The organism is Azospirillum brasilense, assembly GCF_001315015.1.
Taxonomy (GTDB): Bacteria; Pseudomonadota; Alphaproteobacteria; order Azospirillales; family Azospirillaceae; genus Azospirillum; species Azospirillum brasilense.
Genome location: NZ_CP012917.1, coordinates 617,533 through 638,833 on the forward strand (window position 1 = coordinate 617,533; position 21,301 = coordinate 638,833).

20 protein-coding genes are annotated in these 21,301 nt (G+C 70.2%); 9 read left to right on the forward strand and 11 right to left on the reverse strand.

Translation table 11 applies throughout. The features are described 5' to 3' along the window. Positions 1-3: 3 nt before the first annotated feature. From AMK58_RS27680 to AMK58_RS27690, 3 genes are all read left to right on the forward strand, one after another. Entirely contained in the window at positions 4-882 is an 879-nt protein-coding gene (locus AMK58_RS27680) for a universal stress protein (protein WP_035682710.1), read from the forward strand. A 156-nt stretch (positions 883-1,038) separates the two neighbouring features. Continuing rightward, positions 1,039-1,713, forward strand: a complete 675-nt coding sequence (locus AMK58_RS27685) for a response regulator transcription factor (RefSeq protein WP_035682711.1) — start codon at positions 1,039-1,041, stop codon at positions 1,711-1,713. Beyond that, complete coding sequence (locus AMK58_RS27690) at positions 1,700-4,210, forward strand: sensor histidine kinase (protein WP_079285263.1); 2,511 nt, start codon at positions 1,700-1,702, stop codon at positions 4,208-4,210. The genes AMK58_RS27685 and AMK58_RS27690 overlap by 14 nt, the downstream gene beginning before the upstream one ends. 52 nt (positions 4,211-4,262) lie before the next feature. Here the strand turns inward: AMK58_RS27690 and AMK58_RS27695 are convergent, their stop codons facing one another. Continuing rightward, positions 4,263-4,889 carry a hypothetical protein gene (locus tag AMK58_RS27695; RefSeq protein WP_143265656.1) on the reverse strand — a complete coding sequence of 209 codons (627 nt, stop codon included), beginning with the start codon at positions 4,887-4,889 and terminating at the stop codon, positions 4,263-4,265. 489 nt (positions 4,890-5,378) lie between these two features. On the opposite strand from AMK58_RS27695, the gene AMK58_RS27700 reads away from it, so the two are divergent. The 5 genes from AMK58_RS27700 to AMK58_RS27720 all read left to right on the forward strand — a co-directional run bounded on the left by AMK58_RS27700 (position 5,379) and on the right by AMK58_RS27720 (position 10,556). Beyond that, complete coding sequence (locus AMK58_RS27700; protein WP_035682722.1) at positions 5,379-5,786, forward strand: glycine-rich domain-containing protein; 408 nt, start codon at positions 5,379-5,381, stop codon at positions 5,784-5,786. Positions 5,787-5,945: 159 nt separating this feature from the next. Beyond that, positions 5,946-7,001: a helix-turn-helix transcriptional regulator gene (locus tag AMK58_RS27705; protein WP_035682724.1), complete on the forward strand. Its 1,056-nt coding sequence runs from the start codon at positions 5,946-5,948 to the stop codon at positions 6,999-7,001. Between the two features lie 200 nt (positions 7,002-7,201). Then, positions 7,202-8,767 carry an ABC transporter substrate-binding protein gene (locus AMK58_RS27710; RefSeq protein WP_051140956.1) on the forward strand — a complete coding sequence of 522 codons (1,566 nt, stop codon included), beginning with the start codon at positions 7,202-7,204 and terminating at the stop codon, positions 8,765-8,767. A 50-nt stretch (positions 8,768-8,817) separates the two neighbouring features. Next, a complete protein-coding gene (locus AMK58_RS27715; RefSeq protein ID WP_059399712.1) occupies positions 8,818-9,732 on the forward strand; it encodes an ABC transporter permease in 915 nt (304 codons plus the stop codon). Next, on the forward strand, positions 9,729-10,556 hold the full coding sequence (locus tag AMK58_RS27720; protein ID WP_059399713.1) for an ABC transporter permease: 828 nt from the start codon (positions 9,729-9,731) through the stop codon (positions 10,554-10,556). Before AMK58_RS27715 ends, AMK58_RS27720 begins: the two co-directional genes overlap by 4 nt. A gap of 10 nt (positions 10,557-10,566) precedes the next feature. Here the strand turns inward: AMK58_RS27720 and AMK58_RS27725 are convergent, their stop codons facing one another. From AMK58_RS27725 to AMK58_RS27770, 10 genes are all read right to left on the reverse strand, one after another. Further along, entirely contained in the window at positions 10,567-11,337 is a 771-nt protein-coding gene (locus AMK58_RS27725; protein ID WP_035682730.1) for a GntR family transcriptional regulator, read from the reverse strand. An 81-nt stretch (positions 11,338-11,418) separates the two neighbouring features. Further along, positions 11,419-12,690 carry a TRAP transporter large permease gene (locus AMK58_RS27730; protein WP_035682732.1) on the reverse strand — a complete coding sequence of 424 codons (1,272 nt, stop codon included), beginning with the start codon at positions 12,688-12,690 and terminating at the stop codon, positions 11,419-11,421. 29 nt (positions 12,691-12,719) lie between these two features. Beyond that, positions 12,720-13,328 (reverse strand): TRAP transporter small permease, encoded by a 609-nt coding sequence (locus tag AMK58_RS27735; protein ID WP_079285266.1) that lies wholly within the window; start codon positions 13,326-13,328, stop codon positions 12,720-12,722. A 14-nt stretch (positions 13,329-13,342) separates the two neighbouring features. Next, on the reverse strand, positions 13,343-14,731 hold the full coding sequence (locus AMK58_RS27740) for an amidase (protein ID WP_059399714.1): 1,389 nt from the start codon (positions 14,729-14,731) through the stop codon (positions 13,343-13,345). Continuing rightward, complete coding sequence (locus AMK58_RS27745) at positions 14,728-14,964, reverse strand: hypothetical protein (RefSeq protein WP_035682742.1); 237 nt, start codon at positions 14,962-14,964, stop codon at positions 14,728-14,730. The genes AMK58_RS27740 and AMK58_RS27745 overlap by 4 nt, the downstream gene beginning before the upstream one ends. Positions 14,965-15,038: 74 nt before the next feature. Continuing rightward, on the reverse strand, positions 15,039-15,803 hold the full coding sequence (locus tag AMK58_RS27750) for a GntR family transcriptional regulator (RefSeq protein ID WP_059399715.1): 765 nt from the start codon (positions 15,801-15,803) through the stop codon (positions 15,039-15,041). Beyond that, positions 15,800-16,990, reverse strand: a complete 1,191-nt coding sequence (locus AMK58_RS27755; protein ID WP_035682745.1) for a CaiB/BaiF CoA transferase family protein — start codon at positions 16,988-16,990, stop codon at positions 15,800-15,802. The genes AMK58_RS27750 and AMK58_RS27755 overlap by 4 nt, the downstream gene beginning before the upstream one ends. Before the next feature lie 100 nt (positions 16,991-17,090). Beyond that, positions 17,091-18,266, reverse strand: a complete 1,176-nt coding sequence (locus tag AMK58_RS27760) for an acyl-CoA dehydrogenase family protein (RefSeq protein WP_051140958.1) — start codon at positions 18,264-18,266, stop codon at positions 17,091-17,093. A gap of 23 nt (positions 18,267-18,289) precedes the next feature. After that, entirely contained in the window at positions 18,290-19,696 is a 1,407-nt protein-coding gene (locus AMK58_RS27765) for an MmgE/PrpD family protein (protein WP_079285267.1), read from the reverse strand. Between the two features lie 66 nt (positions 19,697-19,762). Further along, positions 19,763-20,260, reverse strand: a complete 498-nt coding sequence (locus AMK58_RS27770) for a MaoC family dehydratase (protein ID WP_035682750.1) — start codon at positions 20,258-20,260, stop codon at positions 19,763-19,765. Positions 20,261-20,395: 135 nt separating this feature from the next. Between AMK58_RS27770 and AMK58_RS27775 the strand changes: the two genes are divergently transcribed. Next, a complete protein-coding gene (locus AMK58_RS27775) occupies positions 20,396-21,292 on the forward strand; it encodes an HpcH/HpaI aldolase/citrate lyase family protein (RefSeq protein ID WP_051140960.1) in 897 nt (298 codons plus the stop codon). Positions 21,293-21,301 lie beyond the last annotated feature (9 nt).

Genomic DNA, 21,301 nt, shown 5'->3' on the forward strand with positions numbered 1-21,301 from the left:
CCGATGATCAAGAAGGTACTCGTTCCCCTGACCGGGCGGCCGCTGGACCGCCGCGCCATCGCCACGGCCTTCCTGCTCGCCGACCGCTTCCGCGCCCATGTGGAGGGGTTGAGCGTCATGCCGCAGGTCGAAATCCGCACTTCCGTCGAAAGCGCCGCGATCCCCAAGGCGCTGGTCGAGCAGCTCATCCGCATCGGGCAGGAGGATCAGGCGCGGGTGGTCGATTCCGCCCACGCGCTGTTCGAGGAGTTCCGCGGCCGCTTCGCCGCTGTGGAGGCGGACAGCCTGACCGGCGGCGGCGAGGGCGCAGACGGCCTGTCCGCCTCCTGGCAGCAGGCGACCGGCCCGCTGGCGGAGACGCTGGCGGAGGAGGCGCGGCTCGCCGATCTGGTGGTGATCGCCCAGACATCCGACGGCACCAACGCCATGGGTCCGGCCATCGAGGCCAGCCTGTTCGGCTCCGGCCGCCCGCTGCTGCTGGCCCCGACGGCCGAACCGGCGTCGGTCGGCTCCGCGGTCGCCGTGGCCTGGGACGGCGGGGCCGCGGCCTCGCGGGCGGTCGCAGCGGCTCTGCCGCTTCTGCAACGCGCCGGCAAGGCGGTCATCCTATCGGCGGAGGTCGCTGATCCCGGGCGCACGTCCGACCCCGACCGCCTGTCGGCCTACCTCGCCCTGCACGGTATCGCGGCGACCATCCGCAAAGTCACGGCGTCGGGCCGTGCGGTCGGCCGGGCTTTGCAGGAAACAGCGGCGGAGGCCGGCTGCGACCTGCTGGTGATGGGCGCCTACGGTCACAGCCGCGTCCGCGAACGGGTGTGGGGTGGCGTGACGCTGGACGTGCTGCGCGAGCCACCCGCCATTCCCATCTTCATGGCGCACTGATACATGGATTCATGTCCCCTCTCCCCTCTGGGGAGAGGGTTAGGGTGAGGGGATTGCACTTGTGCCGGACGTAGCGCCACGCGCATCCCCCTCACCGGCCCTTCGGGCCACCCTCTCCCCGGAGGGGAGAGGGTTTGTAAAGGCCGGAGACGGACCATGCGCATACTCGTCGTCGAGGACACCGAGGATCTGGCCGACGCCATCGTCCACCGGCTGCGCAAGCTGGGCTACGCCGTCGACTGGGCGCCGACCGGTGACGAGGCGGAGGAGCTGCTGCGCCAGGAGGCGTATCAGCTCGTCCTGCTCGACATCATGCTGCCGGGGGTGGACGGGCAGACGCTGCTGAACCGCCTGCGCCAGCGCCGCGACGCCACACCGGTCCTGGTGATGACCGCCCGCTCGCAGGTCAATGTCCGGGTCGACCTGCTCGACCTCGGCGCCGACGACTTCATCGTGAAGCCTTTTGACCTGCGGGAGCTGGAAGCCCGCTGCCGCGCCCTGCTGCGCCGCTCGCACGGGCTCGCCTCCTCGCGCACGCAGTTCGGCAATCTGGTCTTCGACGCCGCGGCTAAAAAGGTGCTGATCGACGCGCGTCCCGTCGATCTCGGAGGCCGCGAGTTCCGGCTGCTTGAGCTGTTCCTCAGCAACCTGAACACCGTCCTGTCCAAGGAGGACCTGATGGACCGGCTGTTCAGCCTCGACCAGCCCACCGCGCTGAACGCCATCGAGTTGTATGTCTCCCGCCTCCGGCGCAAGCTGGAGGGCGCGTCGGTGGAGATCCGGACGGTTCGGGGGCTGGGGTATGTGGCGGAAGTGTGTGCCGAAGGCTGAGGGATTCTCGCTGCGGCGGCGGCTGTTCATCCGGCTGCTCGGCGTGCTGGCCGTCCTGACCGCCGGGCTGTTCCTGTTCGTCAGCGCCTACGCCCAGCGCGCCGCCGACGCCGCCTTCGACCGGCTGCTGATGGCGTCGGCGCTGTCGATCTCCGACACGGTGCGGGTGGAGGACGGGCGCTTCTCCGTCGACCTGCCCTACTCCTCGCTGGGCATCCTGGCCCAGGCGCGGCGCGACCGCGTGTTCTACCGGATCACCGCGCCGGACGGCGAGCTGGTCACCGGCTACCACGACCTGCCGGTCGCGCCCGCCAAGGCCGGGGTCGCCGGTGCTTCCGGCGGCGACCCCGCCACCCGGTTCGAGAACGCCAGCTTCCGCGGCATGCCGGTGCGGATCGCCGTCCTGAAGCGCTTCGCGGCGCAGCCGGAGCTTGGCGGCTGGATCACCATCGCCGTCGCCCAGACGCGGGAGGAGCGCGGGGCGCTGGCCCGCGACATCCTGGCGAACGCCTTCCTGCCCATCGCCTTCACCGTGGTCGCGGCGGGCGGGCTGATCTGGTTCGGCGTGCGGCAGGCGCTGGCCCCGCTGGGCTCGCTGGAGCGGATGATCCGCGAGCGGCAGCCTCACGACTTTTCCCCCATCGCCATGCCGCCGCCGCAGGAGGTCTCGCAGCTCGTCCAGGCGATCAACCAGCTCATGGCCCGGCTCCAATCCAACCTCGACACCATGCAGACCTTTTTGGCCGACGCCGCCCACCAGATCCGCACGCCGCTGGCCAGCCTGCGCCTGCAGGCCGAACTCGCCATCGACGAGGACGACCCCGACGCCCTGCACCGCATCGCCCAACGCGTGCACCGCAACGCGGTGGAGGCCAGCCAGCTGACCAGCCAGCTCCTCAACCACGCCATGGTGATCCACCGCAGCGAGGCGCTGAAGCCGGAGGACGTCGATCTCGGCGCCCTGCTGGAGCAGGTGTTCCAGCGCGCCCGGGCGGTGGCCGGCGACACGGCGATCCGCCTGGACATCGACCGCGCGGCGGAGCCGGCCACCGTCCCCGGCGACGCCATCAGCCTGCGCGAGGCGCTGACCAACCTGCTCGACAACGCGGTGAAGTACGCCGGCCCGTCCGGCCCCATCGACCTGACGCTGACCCCGCGACCGGACGGGCGCGGCCTGCGCGTGGAGATCGTCGACCGCGGCCCCGGCGTGCCGGACGCCGAGAAGCGGCGCGTGCTGGAGCGGTTCGGGCGCGGCAGCTCCGCCGCCGGGGTGGCGGGCAGCGGGCTCGGCCTCGCCATCGTCAGCTCGGTGGTGGAGGCCCACGGGGCGGCGTTCGCGCTGCTCGACCGCCCCGGCGGCGGGCTGGTCGCGCGCATCGACTTCCCGGAGGCGGGTGGCGCCGCCCCGGCGGGCGGAGGCGCGGCGCGGGCCCTGCTTCCCCTTCTGGTCCTCGTCACCCTGCTCTGGGCGCCCTGGGCGCAGGCGGCGCAGCTGCTCACCTACCCCGCCCCCGGCGGCGAGCGGGAGCGGCTGCGCATCCATTCGGCCACCGACCGGCAGGCCATCGAGCCGCTGGTCCTCGACTTCCAGCAGCTCCGCCCCGACGTCACCATCGAATACAAGGACATGGACACCGCCGACCTCTACGCCGAGGCGGTGGCCACGCCGGCCAAGGGGACGGCGGAGACGCCCGACCTGCTCATCAGCTCCGCCTCCGACCTGCAGGTGAAGTTGGTCAACGACGGTTTCACCCAGCCCCACCGCTCCGCCCTGACGGACGCTCTGCCGGACTGGGCGAACTGGCGGGACGAGGCGTTCGGCTTCACCTTCGAGCCGGCCGTGATCGCCTACAACCGCGACCTCCTGCCGGACGCGGAGGTGCCGCGCACGCGCCCGGCGCTGATCCGGCTGCTGCGCGACGACCCGGTGCGCTTCGGCCGGCGCGTCGCCACCTACGACACGGCCACCAGCGGCATCGGCTATCTGCTGGCCGCCCACGACGCCCTGCTGTTCGGCCAGTACTGGCAGCTCGTCGCAATGATGGGCAACGCCCAGGCGCGGCTGGCCTGCTGCTCCGGCGACATCCTCGATCTGGTGGAGCGCGGGGAAGTGCTGATCGCCTACAACGTCCTCGGCTCCTACGCGCGGGCGCGGGCGGCGGCGGGGGCGGCGATCGGCATCGTGGTGCCGGAGGACTACACGCTGGTCATCTCCCGCGTCGCGGTGATTCCCAAGACGGCGCCCCGCCCGCAGCTTGCCGGGGCGTTCATCGATTATCTGCTGTCGCCGCGCGGGCAGGAGGTGGTCGCCGACCGCTCCGCCCTCTACGCCATCTCCTCCGGCATCAAGCGGGAAGCCTCGGCGTCGGGCCTGCGCTCCAGCACGGCGGCGCCGCTGCACCCCATCGCGCTCAGCCCGGCCCTGCTGGTGTTCCTCGACCGGCTGAAGCGGGAGCGGTTCCTGCAGCAATGGCAGTCGGCAATCCTGCTGCCCTGAGCCAGGGACCTTCCGAAAACCCGCCCGAAAACCCGCTGTCCCACGCGACGCCTCACCCGTTCCAGCCGCCCGGCGGCGCCGACGCCCGCAGGGCCATGCCCATGCCGTGCAGCCGCGCCCGGCGCTTGTCCACCGGCAAGGCCGCCAGCCCGAGCAGCACCGTCGTCGCGGAGTCGAGGCCGCCCGGCGGCGCAAGCGCTTCAGCGATCGCATCCGACTGCCCCGCGTCCACACTTTCGGCGGCGGCCAGCAGACGCTCCGCGGCGGCAGCGCGGTCCGGCACCGTTTCTCGCCCGCCCGCTTTCTTCAAAAGAGCTTTCACGCGCTGCCGGTCGTTGCGGTGTTGGAAGTGGCCGTGCCGCTGCATCAGCCGCACCGCCTCCACCATGTAGTCGGCGAAGCTCCTCAGGTCCCGGCCCACCCGATGCGGAGGCTGTTCACGCGCCGTCGCCACCGCCTCGCGCAGCCAGCCGCTGGCCCGCGAGGCCAGGGCGATCGCATCCACGGGGGATGGGGGAACGGCTGCGAAAAGATCCGCAAGGATCAAAGCGTCCTCGGCCCCATCAAGAACCGGACGCCGCAAAGCCTCTGCGAGCAGTCCGTTGAGCCATGGCGAAGAAAAAGGATGTGCTGGCCGGTCCTGCATCCGGAACCCCATGACGCTGACATGGATTTGCAACCTCTCGCCGAAGATACCAACTCTTCAGCGGATAGCAACGGAAACGATCCTATCAAGTGAGATGTTTCACAAGAATCAGCACTCACCCAGGCGAAAATGAATGCGTATGTATTCCACTCCGAGAAACTGTAATCGATAGATTCAATACAAATACGCGATATGTTCTTGAGCGCTTGCACAACCGCTACTATGATACACCCGGGTATGCAGGAGGGGCGCATGGCGGGCCTGTTGCAAGAACGTACGGGACGCGCGGCGCACGCGAACGCAGCCTTGGCGGCTTGCCCACGGCGTCAGCCGGATCAAGCCGAACGGTGCCAGGCACAGGCACCGGCCGGCGGGACACCGCCGGTCAGGACACCTCTCGTCTGAATCCTGCCGGATGCCACCGCGGGCAACGTTTTCCCGCAAGGCACGGGCCGGCGTCATCGGGCGGAGGGCGTTGAGGACCGAAGTGAATCTCATTCCCTTCTGAAAGGACCATCGAGAATGAACGACAACAGCGAACGCGTTTCGTCCGTGCAGCCGGCGAACCTCGACCTCTCCTTCATCAACAAGCGGCTCGAAATGGCCGGCTACACGTCGGATCAGGCCACGGCGTCGGTCGAGGCCTACCGCCAGTTCCTCGTCGTGGTCGCGGCGAAGCCGAACCTGATTCTGGTCCCGACGAAGGCGGCCGACGCGGCCTGGCACGAGCACATCCTGTTCATGGACCGCTACGAGGCGGACATGATGCGGTTGGTCGGCGCCCGGGTCCATCATCACCCGGACGCTCCCGACGCCGCCGCCTGGCAGAAGGCCGTCGCCAACACCCAGGACGCCTTCCGGACGACGCTCGGCGTGGAACTGGGAACGGAGGAACTCGCCGGCTGCTACCTCACGGTCGAGGCGGCCTGAGCGTCATACCATCGTATTGATCGTTGCATGATGCGGTTGTTTTGCTGCTAAAGTCATACGATTGGCAGCGCGCTCCGCGAACGCTCCCCTGATCGGCGGCCCAGGCCACGGTCGGGGGCGCATCTTGCCACCCCTGGCAGCGAAAGGGAGGAAGGATTGATGTCCGATCTGGTCCACGACCTCTCCAGCCGCGCCCGGGACATGAACGCCGCGCTCACCGTCTTCGACAAGAGCGACACGCTGCTGGCCACCAACGACAAGCAGAAGACGATCTATCCCTTCATCGACTTCTCACGCTCGGTGACGTTCCGCGACATCGTGTGGGAGTGCGTGAAGCACAAGAAGTTCAGCTCGGACACTATCTATTCCGATCCGGCGCGATGGATCGGCTATGCCGAGGATCTCCGCCGGTTCAACCGGTTCTGGCAGTCCTTCACGCTCCATTCCGACGGGCGGGTCATCCAGATCACCTACGAGCGGTTGGACGACACGGACGGCTGGTGGTACCAGATCCGGCGCGACGTCACCAGCAACGTCCAAGACAGCGTCCGGGGCGGCTTCGACAGCCTGATCTCCCTCAACGGCGGCGGCGTCCTGCCGCCGTCGGGCCAGCCCTCCTTCGTCGTCCGGCTTCTCGACGCCCTACCCTACCCGGCGGCGCTTCTGACGCCGCGCTGCCAGGTCATCGACGGCAACCAGTCCTTCGCCTCCATCGTGGCGCGGGGGGACGGGCTGTCCCTGGTCGGCGGCCGGCTGAACATCCCGGACGCACCCACCGAACAGGCGGAGCTGTCGAAGCGGGCCGCCGGCTTCTTCCGCCGCCGCACCCGTACGCCGATCACGTTGCGCGTGTCGCGCCTGGACCAGCCGTCGCCTTATTTCGCCACCCTGTCGGAACCGCCGGCCCAGAGCGTCGGAAGCGGCGGCCCGATGACCGGCATCCTCCTCCTGACCCTCGTCGATCCGGATATCCTGCCAGCCGTGTCGGCGCGCGCCGTCGCCGAGCTTCTCCAGATCACCGGATCGGAAGCCGAGATCGCGCTGGCCCTGTGCTCCGGCCGGAGCGTCGACGAAATCGCCGAGGATCGCGGGGTGGAGCGGCGGACCGTCTACAATCAGGTCTCGTCCATCCTGGGCAAGACGGGGCTGCGCAACCAAGCGGGAATCGTGCGGCAGGTGACGATGATCTGCTGGCATTTCGGGTCGCGCGTCTGATCGAATCCGGGTATGCTGCCCGATGCATCGCCGGCTGCGCGAATACCTGGATATGGACGCACTCTTGTGCATACATATGGCGGACGTCCGGTGCAGTTCCGGTTCCGCTCTGGCCGGAGGCCGTGAAGGAGGCAGGGGCGTCTGTTCTTCCCATTTTCCGCCCATCGTCCCGCCCCTATCGCCCCGCAACGTCCCTCATCATGCCCCTGCCCGCCGCTCTGCGCCTGCTCCTGACCGTTCTGTCCATCGTGACCGGTGGTGCGGGCGCCGCGTTTCCGGCAGCGGCGGAAACCTTGCGGGCCAGCCTGTCCGACGATCTGACGACCATCGATCCGTTCGCCTTTCCCGGCTTGGTCTCATCCGGTGTCCTGCGGCAGGTCTATGAGGGCTTCACCGCCATCGACGCCGTCGGCAACGCCGTTCCGGCGCTGGCCACCCGTTGGGAGACGCCGGACGGCGGGCGGACGTGGCGTTTCACCCTGCGCCCGGACGTGCGGTTCCATTCGGGACGCCCATTCACCGCCGCCGACGTCCTGTGGACCTGGGAAAACCATCTGACGCGCAAGCCCCAGCCCGGCTACAGCGCCTTCTACCTGCGCGGCATCGAGGGGGCCGCAGCGTTGCAGCAGGGAACCGTCGCCTCGCTGCCCGGCGTCGCCATTCCCGATCCCCACACGCTCATCGTCCGGCTGACCGAACCCGACGCGCTGTTCCCGCTCTACCCGTTTCTGTTCGTCGACCGCGGCATGGAGGCGGAGTTCGGACCGGCGTGGCACGAGCGGGCGTCCGGCGGCACCGGGCCGTTCCGCCTTACGTCCTGGCGGCGCGGCGAGTCCGTGCGCCTGGATGCCCACGCCGCTTACTGGGGCGGTGCCCCCGCCGTGGACGCGGTGTCGCTGGCGGTGCTGCCCGACACCAACACGCTGCTGGCGCGCTACGACGCCGGAGAGCTGGACGTCGCACCGCTCCCCGACAACGCCGTGCGCACCGTGGTCCGCCAGCCGCGCTACGATGGGCAGGTCATGGCCTTCGCCCGCGCTCAGGTGCGCTATCTCGCCCTGAACCAGGATCTGTACCCGCCCTTCCGCGATCGGCGCGTGCGTGAGGCGTTCCATTATGCGGTGGACCGGGTCGCCACGGTGAATGGGCTCCATGCCGGGCGGGCGCTGCTGACGAACGGCTTCGTCACGCCCGGCCTGGGCGGCTATCAGCCCGACGCGGTGCCGTTGACCCCGACCGATCCGAAGCGGGCCAGGGCACTGCTGGCCGAGGCCGGCCATGCCGGGGGTCGTGGATTGCCGCCGCTCCAGATCGCCGGTGGCCCCAACGTGCGCGAAGAGGCCACCTATTTCGCCGCCCAGCTCACCGCAGTCCTGGGTATTCCGGTCAGCGTGCGCATCCAGGAGCGCGCGGCCTTCGTGGCGGCGATCAACGAGGGGCACGAGGCACTGTTCATCAACGGCTGGACGGCGGATTTCCCCGATCCCATGGACCAGCTCGCCACTCAATGGCACAGCGCCAGCCCGACCAACCGCAGCCGTTGGCACAGCCCGGATTTCGACCGGCTCATGGAGCGGGCACGCGGTCTCGCCGACCCCGCCGCCCGCAATGCGCTCTACCGGGACGCCGAGGCCCTGCTCCGGGACCAGGCCGTGGCGCTGCCGCTGCCGGTGCCGCAGTTCGTGGCGCTGGTGCGGCCAGGCGTGACCGGGCTGGTCATCCGACCCGACGGCACGACCGACTACCACGCCGCCCGGTTGCCATGACGGGACGCCGGTTCGGCCGATACGGTCTGTACTGGCGATTGGTTTGGCGCTTGGGGCGGCGCCTGCCGCGCCTGCTGCTTTTGGCTGGAACCGCCGTACTGGCGAGCTTTCTGGCCTCCCACGCGCTTCCCGGCGACCCGATCTCGCTGATGGTCGACGGGCGGACCGCGGACCCGGACCTGATCCGCCGCATGCGGGAAGACGCCGGACTGGACCAGCCGCTGACCGTTCAATTCCTATCCTACGCGCTGGACCTGCTGCGGGGCGATCTCGGCCAATCGCTGCGCTACGGCGGCGTGCCGGTGACGGCGCTGTTGGGCGACGCCCTGCCGGTGACGCTGGGGTTGTTGGCGGGCGCCGCAGCGCTCGCGCTGCCCTTCGGGCTCACGCTGGGACTCGCCGCGGCCGATCTCCGGCGGGCATGGCCGGGCACCGCCCTCACCATCGGGTCAGTGCTGGCCCTGTCGGTGCCGCCGCTGGCGCTGGCGACGTGGCTGATGCTGGCGGGGTCCGGTACGGCGCCCTGGGCCGTGGCGGCGCTCGCCCTGCCGGCGGCGGCGATGATCGCCCGCCTGACGCGCACCCAGGTGATGGAGGTGCTGGGACGCGACTTCATCCGCACCGCGCAGGCCAAGGGGCTCGGTCGGGTCGCCGTTCTGCTGCGCCACGCCCTGCCGAACGCCCTGGTGCCGCTGGCGGCGGCGGTCGGATCGGTGGCCGGGACGGTCCTCACCACCACGGCGGCGGTGGAGACGGTCTTTGCCCTGCCGGGGATCGGGCGGCTGACCGTCCAGGCGGTGCTGGCGCGCGACCACACGGTGGCCGGGGCCGCCGTTCTGGTCTTCGTCCTGCTGCAGGTGGCCATCAGCCTGACCGCCGAGCTGCTGATCGGGCTCGCCGACCCGCGGCTGCGCGACGATGGGGTGCATGGGGCTGGGGCGCATGGAGATGGGGAGCCGCCATGACCGTCACGCGCTCGCCCGCCGGACGCGCCGGCCTGTTGCTCGCCGCGTCTCTGGCCGTGCCGCTGGCCCTGGCCGTTCTTCTTCTGCCACTCGACCCGTCCACCATGGATCTCGGGCAGGCCTGGGCCGGACCGTCCGCCGATCACCCGCTGGGCTGCGACGGGCTGGGCCGCGACGTCGCCGCCCGGCTGATCGCCGGAACCGGAACCTCCTTCGCCATCGCCGGGCTGTCGCTCGCCCTGGCGGTGGGGCTGGGCGTTGCGTCGGGCGGGGTAGCCGGCTGGATCGGCGGGCGCACGGACGCGGCGGTGCTTCGGCTGGCCGACCTGCTGCACGGCTTTCCCGAGCTGTCGCTTGCCATCGTCGCGTCCGCGCTGCTGGGTCCGGGCACGGAGGCCGTGGTGCTGACGCTCGCCCTGGCGGCGTGGCCCTCGCAGGTTCGCTGGTGCCGGGCGCTGGCCCTGTCGAACCGCACCGCCGAACATGTGCGGGCCGCCACCGCCCTCGGTGCGGGGCCGCTGCACACGGTCGGCCGTCATCTCCTGCCGGCGGTCGCCGGCCCGGTCGCCATCCGCGCCGCCCTGTCCATCGGACCGGTCATGGTGGCGGAGGCGACGTTGAGCGGCCTGGGGCTGGGCATCCAGGAGCCTTCGGTGTCGCTGGGCACCCTGATCCGCGACGGGCTGACCAACCTCCGCGACGCCCCCCACCTGATCGCCGCGACGACGGTCACCGTCGCAGTCATCGCGCTGGCCGTCAACCTGCTGGCCGAGGGGCTGCGCGAGGGCCTCGACCCACGGGGCGCACCGTTCCGCCGGCCGTGAGGCCCGTCTCTCAGCGCCGCTGCAGAGACATGGTGTAGCGGAAACCGGCGCCCGGATGGGTGTTGACGGCGATCTCGACCAGACGCCCGTCGTCGGTGAAATAGCGCCGCGTGATGACGAGGATCGGCGACTGCGGCGGGACATGCAGGCGCGAGGCGACGTTCAGGCTGGCCGGGGCCGCCTCGATGTCCTGCATCACCTCGGCGATGCGGACGCCGTAGCGCTGCTCCAGCACCGTGTAGATGGCGTACTGCACCACCTCCAGGTTGCGCACCACGTCGGAAAAGGCGGCGTCGATGTAGACCTCGACGTAGGAGAAGGGTTCCGACGTCTCGCGGGTGCGGCGCAGCGCGCTGACGCGGAACCACTGCGTGTCCGGGCGGCAACCCAGCCTCCCGGCCAGTTCCTCCTCCACGATGATGCGGTCCACCGAGAGGATTTCCAGCCGGGTCGAGGTGGCGTACTGGACCAGCTCGTCCAGGGAACTGATGGAGTTGACGAAGCGCCCGTCGGCGCGGCGCGCCGCCAGGACCGAACCCGACCCCTGGCGGCGCAGGATGTAGCCCATCTCCTGAAGCCGGCGCAGCGCCTCGCGCACCGTGTGGCGGCTGACGGCGAAGCGGCTGCACAGTTCCTGCTCGGTCGGCAGGCGGTCGCCGACGGCGTAGGCGCCGGCGTCGATCTCCTCCAGCAGCTTGCGGACGATCTCCTGGTAGAGCGGGGTTTCCACCCGCTCCGCCGCACCGCTGTTGTCCTTCAGGCTGTCCGCTTCGTCCGACATCGCATCCCTCATGATGCCGGAAGATGGACGAGCCGGAGCGCCGATGCAACCGGCGTACGAGGATGTTCCGCGAGGGACGGCTTACGTGAGCAGGACCAGCGACAGGGCCGGGACGGCGTTGATGACGACCAGCGCCACCACCCGCATCCCGTAGAAGGGCAGCACCCCCTTCACAATGGAGTGGAGCGGCATCTTGGTGATGCGGCTCATCACGAACAGATTCAGCCCGACCGGCGGCGTCAGGGTCGCCACCTCCACCAGCGCGGTCATGATGACGGCGAAATGGATCGGGTTCACCCCCACCGCCTGCGCCATCGGGAACAGGATCGGCGCCAGCAGCACGATCATCGACACGCCGTCCAGGAACATACCGATGACGAGCAGCAGCAGGTTGACGGCCAGCAGGAACTCGAAGGGGGAGACCTGCGCCTCCTTCAGCATCGCGGTCAGCTCGGCGGACAGGCCGAGGCGGGTCAGCACCGCGGTCAGCAGGCCGGAGCCGAGCAGCACGCCGTAGATCATCACGGTCTGGAGGACCGACTCCCGCGCCGTCTCCCACACCGCGACGAGGTTGGCGGTGCGGTAGACCACCGTCACCAGGACGACCGCGTAGATGGCGGCCAGCGCCGACACCTCGGTCGGGGTGAACCAGCCCATGTAGATCGTGCCGATGATGAGCACCGGCATCATCAGCGCCCCGGCCGCACCCGGCAGGCGCTGGCCGAAGCCCTTCCAGTCCGGACGCTCGCCGACATGGCCGTAGCCGTTGATCCGGCTGACGATCAGCGTGGTGAGGCCGAGCAGGAACGCCTCGAACAGGCCGGGCACGATGCCGGCGATGAACAGGTCGGTGATCGGCAGCCCGACGATGGAGCCGATCAGGATGAAGGTCAGCGACGGCGGGATCATCAGCCCCAGCGTGCCGCAGACCGCCACCAGCGAGGCGGCGAAGCGGGGCGGATAGCCCTCCTTCGGCATCAGCTTCACCGCCGCCGGGCCGAGCGCCACGGCGCAGGCCACCGACGAGCCGTTGACCGCCGCGAAGAACACGCTGGACATGGCCAGCGCCAGGGCAATGCCGCCGCGGAAGTAGCGGATGATCGTCCCGACCAGCTCCAGGATGACCAGCGCGAGGTTGCCGCGCGACATCAGGTTGCCGGCGAAGATGAAGAACGGGATGCAGACCAGCGCGTATTTGTCCACGGAGTCCCAGGCCATCTGCGCGACCAGGACGACCGGGATGTTGAAGTTGAAGGTCAGCAGGCCGACCGCAATGACGCCCAGCGCCAGGGCGATGTGCACGCCCGCCGCCACGAAGAACAGCAGGCTGACGACGGCAACGATGGTGGTCATGGTGTTTCCTCCCCTGTTTCAGCCGTCGTTCAGAGATTCTCGCCCTCGACGGGCGGATCGGGGTCGTGGCCGCGCAGCAGCAGGATGATGTTGCCGATGAAGGCGAAGCCGTAGAGCACCCCGCCCAGCGGCAGCACCAGCCGGACCGTCCACAGCGGCAGGTCGAGGTTGGATTCGGTGAACATGCCGATGGCCTGGAGATGCGCGACCTCCTGGAATCCGGCGATCACCAGAAGCACGCTGAAGGCCAGTCCGATCAGGCTGTTGAGCCAGGCGAAGGCCAGCCGCACCCGGTGCGGCATCATGTTCAGCAGCAGATCCATGCGGATGTAGTGGCCATGCCGCGTGCCGACGCCCAGCGACAGGAGCACGCTCCACACCACCAGGAAGCGGACCAGCTCCTCCGCCCACCAGTGGCTTTCCGACAGGAGGGAACGGCTGGACGCCTCGTAGAACATGAAGCCGATGGCCGCCATCATCAGGATCGTGGCGACATTCAGGAGGATGCGGTCCTCGATGAAGCTCCACCAGCCCGGCAGGCCGCGGCCCGGCGGCAGAGCGTCCGTCGCCTGGGTGTGGGGGGCCACAGAGGGCGCCCCGGTGGTCGCCGCGGAGGTCAATGTATCGGTTCCCGGCATGGGTGGAACTCCCTTCACGAGATGACCTGTGTCTGGGGGACGCGGCTCAGCCAGCCGGCGGCGCGCTCGTAGGCATCGGCGATGCGCAGCAGCGTGGCTTCCGCCTGTGGGCGGCCGATGAGCTGCATGGCGATGGGCATCCCGTCCGGATCGAATCCGGCGGGCGTGACGAGCGCCGGCAGGCCGAGGTAGGAGACCGGGCGGGTCAGCGCCGCCACCCCGGCGACCACCGCGGCCATCGCCGGCCCGGCGCCCACGTCGGTCTGCGCGGCGGTCGGCACCCGGCTGCGCAGGGCGGGGACGAACAGCGCGTCGCACTGGGCGAAGGGGCCGTCGATCATCGCCCGGAGATGAAGCGCGCGAAGCTGCTTCGCCTGGAGGTAGGAGGCCGCCGGCACCATCAGCCCCTGCAGAAGCCGCGCGCGGACCTGCGGGCCGTAATCCTGCGGGCGCTCGCGCAGCCAGGGCGCATGGACGGCCGCCGCCTCCGGCGTGAAGACGAGGTTGGCGAGGTCGCCGTAGGGCTCGTGGTCCGGGATGTCCACCTCCACGACGCGGGCGCCGGCGCGCTCCAGCACCGCCCGCGCCTGCTCCAGCGCGGCGGCCACGGCGGGGTCCAGACCGTCGTAGTAGAATTGGCGCGGGATGCCCAACCGCAGCCCCTCGACCCCCTGGCCGATGGCGTCCGCGGCGTCCGTCCGCCCGGTGATGACCGAGAACAGCGTCGCCGCGTCCTCCGCGCTGCGCGCCAGCGGGCCGACGCAATCCAGGCTTTCCGACAGCGGCATCACGCCGTCCATCGGCGTCGCCCCCTGCGTCGGTTTCAGCCCGACCACGCCGCACAGCGCCGCCGGAAGCCGAACCGACCCCCCGGTGTCCGAGCCCAGCGAGCCGAAGGCCAGCCGCCCCGCCACCGCCGCCCCGGAGCCGGAGGAGGAACCGCCGGTGATGCGGTCGGGGTCCCAGGGGTTGCGGCAGCGCCCGAGATGGGCGTTGTGGCCGGTCGGCCCCATGGCAAACTCCGCCATGTGCAGCGTGCCCAGCGTCACCGCCCCCGCCGCGTCCAGCCGCTCCAGCACCGTAGCCGTCCGCTCCGGGCGGAAGTCGCCGCGGATTGTCAGCGAGCCGCAGGTGCAGCGCTTGCCGGCGCGATAGAACATATCCTTGTGGGCCAGCGGCACGCCGTGCAGCGGCCCGCGCAGCCGCCCGGCCCGCGCCTCCGCGTCGGCGGCACGGGCGGCGGCCAGCGCCTCCTCCGGCTCGACCGACAGGAAGGCATTGAGCGTCGGATTCAGCCGGGCGATGCGGTCCAGGCAGGCGTCGGCCAGGGCTTCCGCCCGCAGCACGCCGTCGCGGACCACCCTTGCGGCCTCCGTCAGGGTCAGCGATGTGGGATCGGTCATGCCCGCTCCCCGCCCATAGTCCCGGCGGCGTTGGTCCCGGCCGCCAGCGCGGCATGGGCACTCAGCGGCGCGTCGAACAGCGAGCCGCCGGGATGCGCCGCCGCCAGGATGCCCGGCACGGCGGCCAACAGGCGCCCGCACAGGGCTGCATCGGTCTCATCCAGGGTCACCCCCTGAATCCTGGCCAGGGTCCGCGCGCAAGCCGCGGCGTCCCCGATAAGGTTTTCCGTCATTCCTTCCCTCCCTTCCGGTGCTGTCCCGCGCGGCTCTTCCGGCCGTTCCCGCAGGCAGAGGCTTTGGCGCCCCCTTAGCCGGATCGTTGCAGCGTCATTTCATAACGGTATCGTCCGGCCGCATGGCTGCTGACCGCCACCTCCAGCGCGTTTCCTTCGGCGTCCAGATAATGACGGATCACCACCAGGATCGGGGTGCCGACCTCCACCGACAGGCGGGACGCCAGGTTGGCATCGGCCGAGGTGGCCTCGATCGACTGCACGACCTCCGCGATGCGCAGGCCGTAGCGGCTTTCCAGCACCGCGTAGACGGCGACCGGAAAGGTGCCGATGGCCTGGGCCACGTCGTCGAAGGCGGCGGGCAGGAACACCTCGGTGTAGCAGAGCGGCGTCCGCTCCCCCGGCTGGCGGCGCAGCGCCACCACCCGGACCCAGGGCGTGTCCGGCTGCGAGCGCAGAAGCTCCGCCGTCCGCCCCTCCACCAGGATCTTCTCCACCGCCAGCACCTCCAGCCGGGTGGAGGAGGCGTACTGCCCGATCTCCGCGAGGCTGGACAGCGTGTTGTGGAAGCGCCCGTCGGGGCGGGCGGCGGTCACCACCGATCCCGAGCCCTGGCGGCGCGCGATCAGGCCAAGATCCTGGAGCCGGCGCAGCGCCTCCCGCACCGTGTAGCGGCTGGCGGAGAAGCGCAGGCACAGCTCCTGCTCGGTCGGCAGCCGTTCGCCGACCCCGACCCGCCCGTCCGCAATGTCGGCGCGCAGCGCGTCCAGGATCTCCTGGAAGCGCGGCCCCTCCGCGGCGGACGGGCGGACGGAGGCCGGGCGAACGGCGGCCTTCACAGCGCCCCCTGCTCGCGCAGGGCGGCGATCCGCTCCGGCCCGATGCCGATGCGGCCGAGCACGTCCTCGGTGTCGGCACCCAGCGCCGGAGCGGGGCGGGTGGGAAGCGTCTCGCCGCCGATGCGCACCGGCCCGGTCAGCATCCGCACGCCGCTGGACCCGTCCGGATAGGCGAAGTCGGCCACCCGGTCACTGTCTCGGACGAAGGGGTTCTCCAGCGACTGCGCGATGTCGAGGACCGGGGCGGCGGGAACGGCACCGCCGAGAATCTCCACCCACTCCGCCGTGTCGCGCTGGCCGAGCACCTCGTCAAGCAGGACGGTGAGCAGCTCGCGGTTGGCCAGCCGGTCCTTGAAGCTGCGGAAGCGCGGGTCCTGGCCCCATTCCGGCTTGCCGATCTTGTCGCAGAAGACCGGCCAGAACTTCTCCTTGTTGCACATGACGAACAGCCAGCCGTCGCGCGTCCGGTAGAGCTGCGACGGGGTCAGCGAGGGGTGCGCGGAGCGCGGCTCCCGCCCCTGGTTGTGGCCGCCGTTGAGGTACCAGGTGGCGAGGTAGGTCATGTTGTGCAGCGCCGTGTCGAACAGGCTGACGTCGACGTCCGAGCCCTTGCCGCTGGCCCGCGCCCCGACCACGCCGGAGACGAGGCCGAAGGCGGTCATCAAGCCGGTCATCATGTCGACCACCGACATGCCGAAGCGGGCGGGCGGGCCGTCCGGCTCGCCGGTCACCGACAGGTAGCCGGCCTCCGCCTGCATCAGATAGTCGTAGCCCGGCCAGGCCCGCCGCGGCCCCGTTCGCCCGTAGGCGGACAGGTGGGCGCAGACGATCTTCGGGTTGACCGCCTTCAGATGCTCGTAGGTCAGGCCCAGCTTGTCCGGCAGGTCGCCGCGCAGGTTGTCCAGCACGGCGTCGGCGTGGCGCACCAGCTCGTGCAGCACCGCCATGCCCTCGGGGTGCTTCAGGTTGAGGGTGATGCTGCGCTTGTTGCGGTTGAAGGACTGGTAGAAGTGGCTGTTGCCGGGGCCGAAGAAATGGGGGCCGACATGCCGGCCGACCTCGCCGCCTTCGGCGGGATTCTCGACCTTGATGACTTCGGCCCCGAGATCGGCCAGCAGCATGGTGCCGAACGGGCCGGCGCCGTATTGCTCCACGGCGATGACGGTGACGCCTTCGAGGGGTAGCACGCGGTGTCTCCCTGATGGGGGTGTGCGGGGTGTGTGGGGAGTGGTTGCAGCGGGCCCCCACCCAACCCTCCCCCGCTTTCGCAGGGGAGGGCTTTTGTCCTCACACCGGATTCTGCTCGATCAGCCGCTTGGCGATGATGATGCGCTGGATCTCGTTGGTGCCCTCGCCGATGCACAGCAGGGGGGCGTCGCGGTAGAGCCGCTCCACCACGAACTCCTTGGAGTAGCCGTAGCCGCCGTGGATGCGCATGGCGTCCAGGGAGTTCTCCACCGCCGCCTCGGACGCGAAGAGCTTGGCCATGCCGGCCTCGTAGTCGCAGCGCTCGCCGCGGTCGAGCGCCTTGGCCGCCTGCTGCACGAGAAGCCGCGCCGCGGAGACGCGGGTCGCCATGTCGGCCAGCTTCATGGCCACGGCCTGATGCTCGTGGATCGGCTTGCCGAAGGTCTTGCGCTGCTGGCTGTACTTCACCGATTCGTCCAGCGCCGCCTGGGCGACGCCGACGCCGCGCGACGCCACGTTGACGCGGCCCAGCTCCAGCCCGGAGATGGCGCAGGCCATGCCGCGGCCCTCGACCCCGCCGATCAGCCGGTCGGCCGGGACGCGGTAGTCCTCGAAGACCAGCTCGGCGGAGTCGATGCCCTTGTAGCCCAGCTTCTCCAGCTTGCGGCTGACCTTGAAGCCCGGCCCCTTCTCGGCCAGGAACATCGTCATGCCCTTGTGGCGGGGCTGCGCCGTCGGGTCGGTCTTGACCAGCAGGGCGAAGCAGCTTCCCTGGATGCCGTTGGTGATCCAGGTCTTGGAGCCGTTGATGACGTAGTCGTCGCCGTCGCGCTTGGCCACCGTGCGGATGGCCTGGAGGTCGGTGCCGCAGTCCGGCTCGGTCAGAGCGAGGCCGCCGCGCAGCTCGCCGGTGGCGAAGCGCGGCAGGAAGGCGGCCTTCTGCTCCTCCGTCCCCGTCTTGGTGACGATGAAGGCCATGATGAGGTGCGAGTTGATGATGCCGGACAGCGACATCCACACCGATGAGATGCGCTCGATCATCTTGGCGTAGGTCGAGGGGCGCAGGCCCAGCCCGCCGTACTCCTCCGGGATCGTCGCCCCGAAGAGGCCCAACTCCTTCATCCGCTCGACGATCTCGTCGGGGTAGGCGTCGTCATGCTCCAGCTTCAAGGCGACCGGCCGGACGTGGCGGTCGAGGAAGCGGTCCACGCTGTCGAGGATCAGGCGGTCCTGCTCGTCGCGTTCCGCGTCGGTCATGGTGTTGGCGTCGCTCATGGCGTGTTTCCCGGATTGATTGGTCAGCGGACGGACGGCGACAGCACGGACAGCGAGTCCGCCGCGCGCGGGCTGGCGTCGAGGCCGAGGACGGCGTCGGCGATGCGCGCCGCGGCGGTCTCGTTCACGGTCATGGCGGCGTTGCCGCGGTACTTGTCCACGATCTCGGCGTTGGACAGCGGGCGGTCGGCGGCGCCGCGGTTGATGTGCTCGCGGTGGCGCAGTTCCCGCCCGTCGTCGAGCGTGATGACCAGTTCGCCCGAATAGGCTTTGGGGAAGGGCGAGTCCGGGTCATGGCGGTAGGACACCTTCGACGCGATGTCGAGTATGGCCGCGTCGCCCAGCGCGTCGTTCTCCAGCTCCGCCAGGGTCAGGCGACCGCGCACCAGCGCGGCGGCGACCAGGAAGGGCACGCTGAACTGCGCGTCGTAGGAGTTGGAGGGCCGCTTCTTGTTGGCCTCCGGCTCGCAGACGGTCTTGACCACCTGCTCGGGCACCAGCGCCTCGATGCGGCGGATGCGCGCGAGGTCGAGGCCATCGCGGCGCAGCTCCAGGGCGGCGTCCACGCAGGCGTGGGTGAAGTGGCAGGCCGGGTAGGGCTTGATCGCCGTCGCCATCAGCTCCCACGTCTCGCCGAGGCCGGCGGTGGCGATGCCCAGATCGGCGCGCCCGGCCTCCTTGCCGAGATAGGCATTGAACAGGCCGAAGCGGCCCTCGTAGGGGCGGGTGACGCCGGTGAAGCCCTCGCGGGCCAGCGCCGCCGCAGTGATGCCCGCCGCCGCCGCCCAGCCGGGATGCAGGCGCTTGTTCCAGGCGCCGTCCTCCAGGAACTCCAGGCTGCCGCTCGCCATCGACAAGGCGATGCCCTGGGCGGCGGCGAGCTGCGCGCGGGTCAGGCCAAGCAGACGGCCGGCGGCCAGCGCGCAGCCGAAGACACCGATCATGCCCGTCGGGTGGAAGCCCACCTGATGGAAGCCGCCGCGCGCCACCGCGCCGAGCCGGGCCGCCACCTCGACGCCCAGCACATAGGCGCTGACCACGGAACGGCCGTCCGCCCCGGTCATCGCCGCCGCCGACAGGACGGCGGGCATCACGCTGGCGGTCGGGTGGATGACACCGCCGATGTGGGTGTCGTCGTAGTCGAGGCCGTGGCAGAGCAGCCCGTTGACCGTCGCCGCGTCGCGGGCGGGCAGCGAGGCGGGCATGCCGATCACCGGCACCGGCCCTTCCCCCGCCAGCCCGCGCAGGGCGGTCAGCGTCTTGTGGGCGAAGTCGTAGCGGGTCGAGGCGAGCGCGATGCCCACGGCGTCCAGCATGTGGTGCGGCGCGCGGGTGCGGACCTCCGCCGGAATGGCGTCGTCGGGCGTGTCGGCGACGAAGGCCGCCAGCGTGGCGGCGATCGAGTTGGTGGCGGAATCGGTGGCGGGCATGGTTCCTCCCTTTTGTTCTTCTCGGGCCATCAGTGGTTTCGGACAGATCCTTTCAGATTGTCCGGATCAGTCGCCGATGCCGTGGCCCCGCTTGGGGACGAGGCTGGCCCGCTCGAAGGTCACGAAGACCGTGCCGTCGGCCTTGTAGCCTTCGGTGTAGGTGGTCACGATGCCCTGGGTCGGGCGCTTCTTGGATTCGCGGACGTCCAGCACCTTGGAGCGCGCGTAGACCGTGTCGCCGGGGAAGACCGGGGCGACCAGCTTGATCTCCTTCCAGCCGAGGTTGGCGACGGACTTGTAGGAGACGTCGTCCACCGTCATGCCCAGCACGATGGCCAGGGTCAGGCCGCTGTTGACCAGCGGCTTGCCGAATTCCGACTTCTCGGCGAAGGCATGGTCGCAGTGCATGGGGTGGCGGTTCATCGTCAGCAGGCTGAACTGGATGTTGTCCGCTTCGGTGATGGTCCGGCCGGGGCGGTGCTCGTAGACATCACCGACGGTGAAATCCTCAAGGTAGCGGCCAAGGTCGGCGACGATGGTCCGCGGTTCCTGAACATCGGGCATGGGCGGGCGTCTCTTGTCTGCGGATCGGAGGGATGAGTGCGGGGCGCCGATCATTTCAAGGTGACATGTTCAGCGCGTGTGATAGCATGTTGTACGTACAAATAGCACGCCCCCTCACCCTTGGAAAGCGTTTTCATGGCCAACAATCCGCAAACCCCGGCAACGGCGCCGGAATCGCCGGTCCGCCGCTCCTACCTGTTCGTTCCCGGCGCCCGTCCCGACCGTTTCGCCAAGGCCCTGGGAGCCGGTGCCGACGCGGTCATCATCGATCTGGAGGACGCGGTAGCCCCCGGCGACAAGGACAGCGCCCGCGCCGCCGTCGGCGCCTTCCTTCGGGAACATGACGGCGCGGGCGGCCCAGCGGTTTTCGTTCGAACCAATTCGGTGCGCAGCCGCACCGGCCTGCTCGACATCCTCGCTTTGACCGATCTTCCGGATGGTACTGCGCCGCGCTGGGCGGGAGTCCTGCTGCCGAAGGTGGACGGGGCCGAGGACGTCCGGCTGGCCGCCGGGCTTCTCGACGAGCGCAATCTGCCTGGCGCGCTCGGCGCGCTGATCGAGAGCGCCGACGGGCTGGAGAACGTCATGGCGATCGCCGCGGCCTCCCCCCGCCTGTCCTTCCTGATGTTCGGCGGGGCCGACCTGTCGGCGGAGCTGCGCGTGCCGCTGTCCTGGGAGCCGCTGGTCCAGGCCCGCACCCGCATCGTCCACGCCGCCGCCCGCTTCGGGCTGGACGCGCTGGACATGCCGTGGATCGCGCTGGACGACGAGGAGGGCTACCGCCAGGAGCTGGCGCGCAGCGTCCTGCACGGCTTCACCGCCCGCTCGGCCATCCATCCCAAGCAGATCACCGCCATCCACGACGCCTACACCCCGTCGCCGGAGGCGGTTCTCCGCGCCGGGCGGGTCCTGGCCGCCTTCGAGGCCGCGGGCGGCGGGGTCTGCGTGCTGGACGGCAAACTGGTCGAGCGGCCCCTGGTGCTGGGGTCCCATCGAATCCTGGCATTGGCCCGCCGCGCCGGAATGCTGTAGCCAGGGATT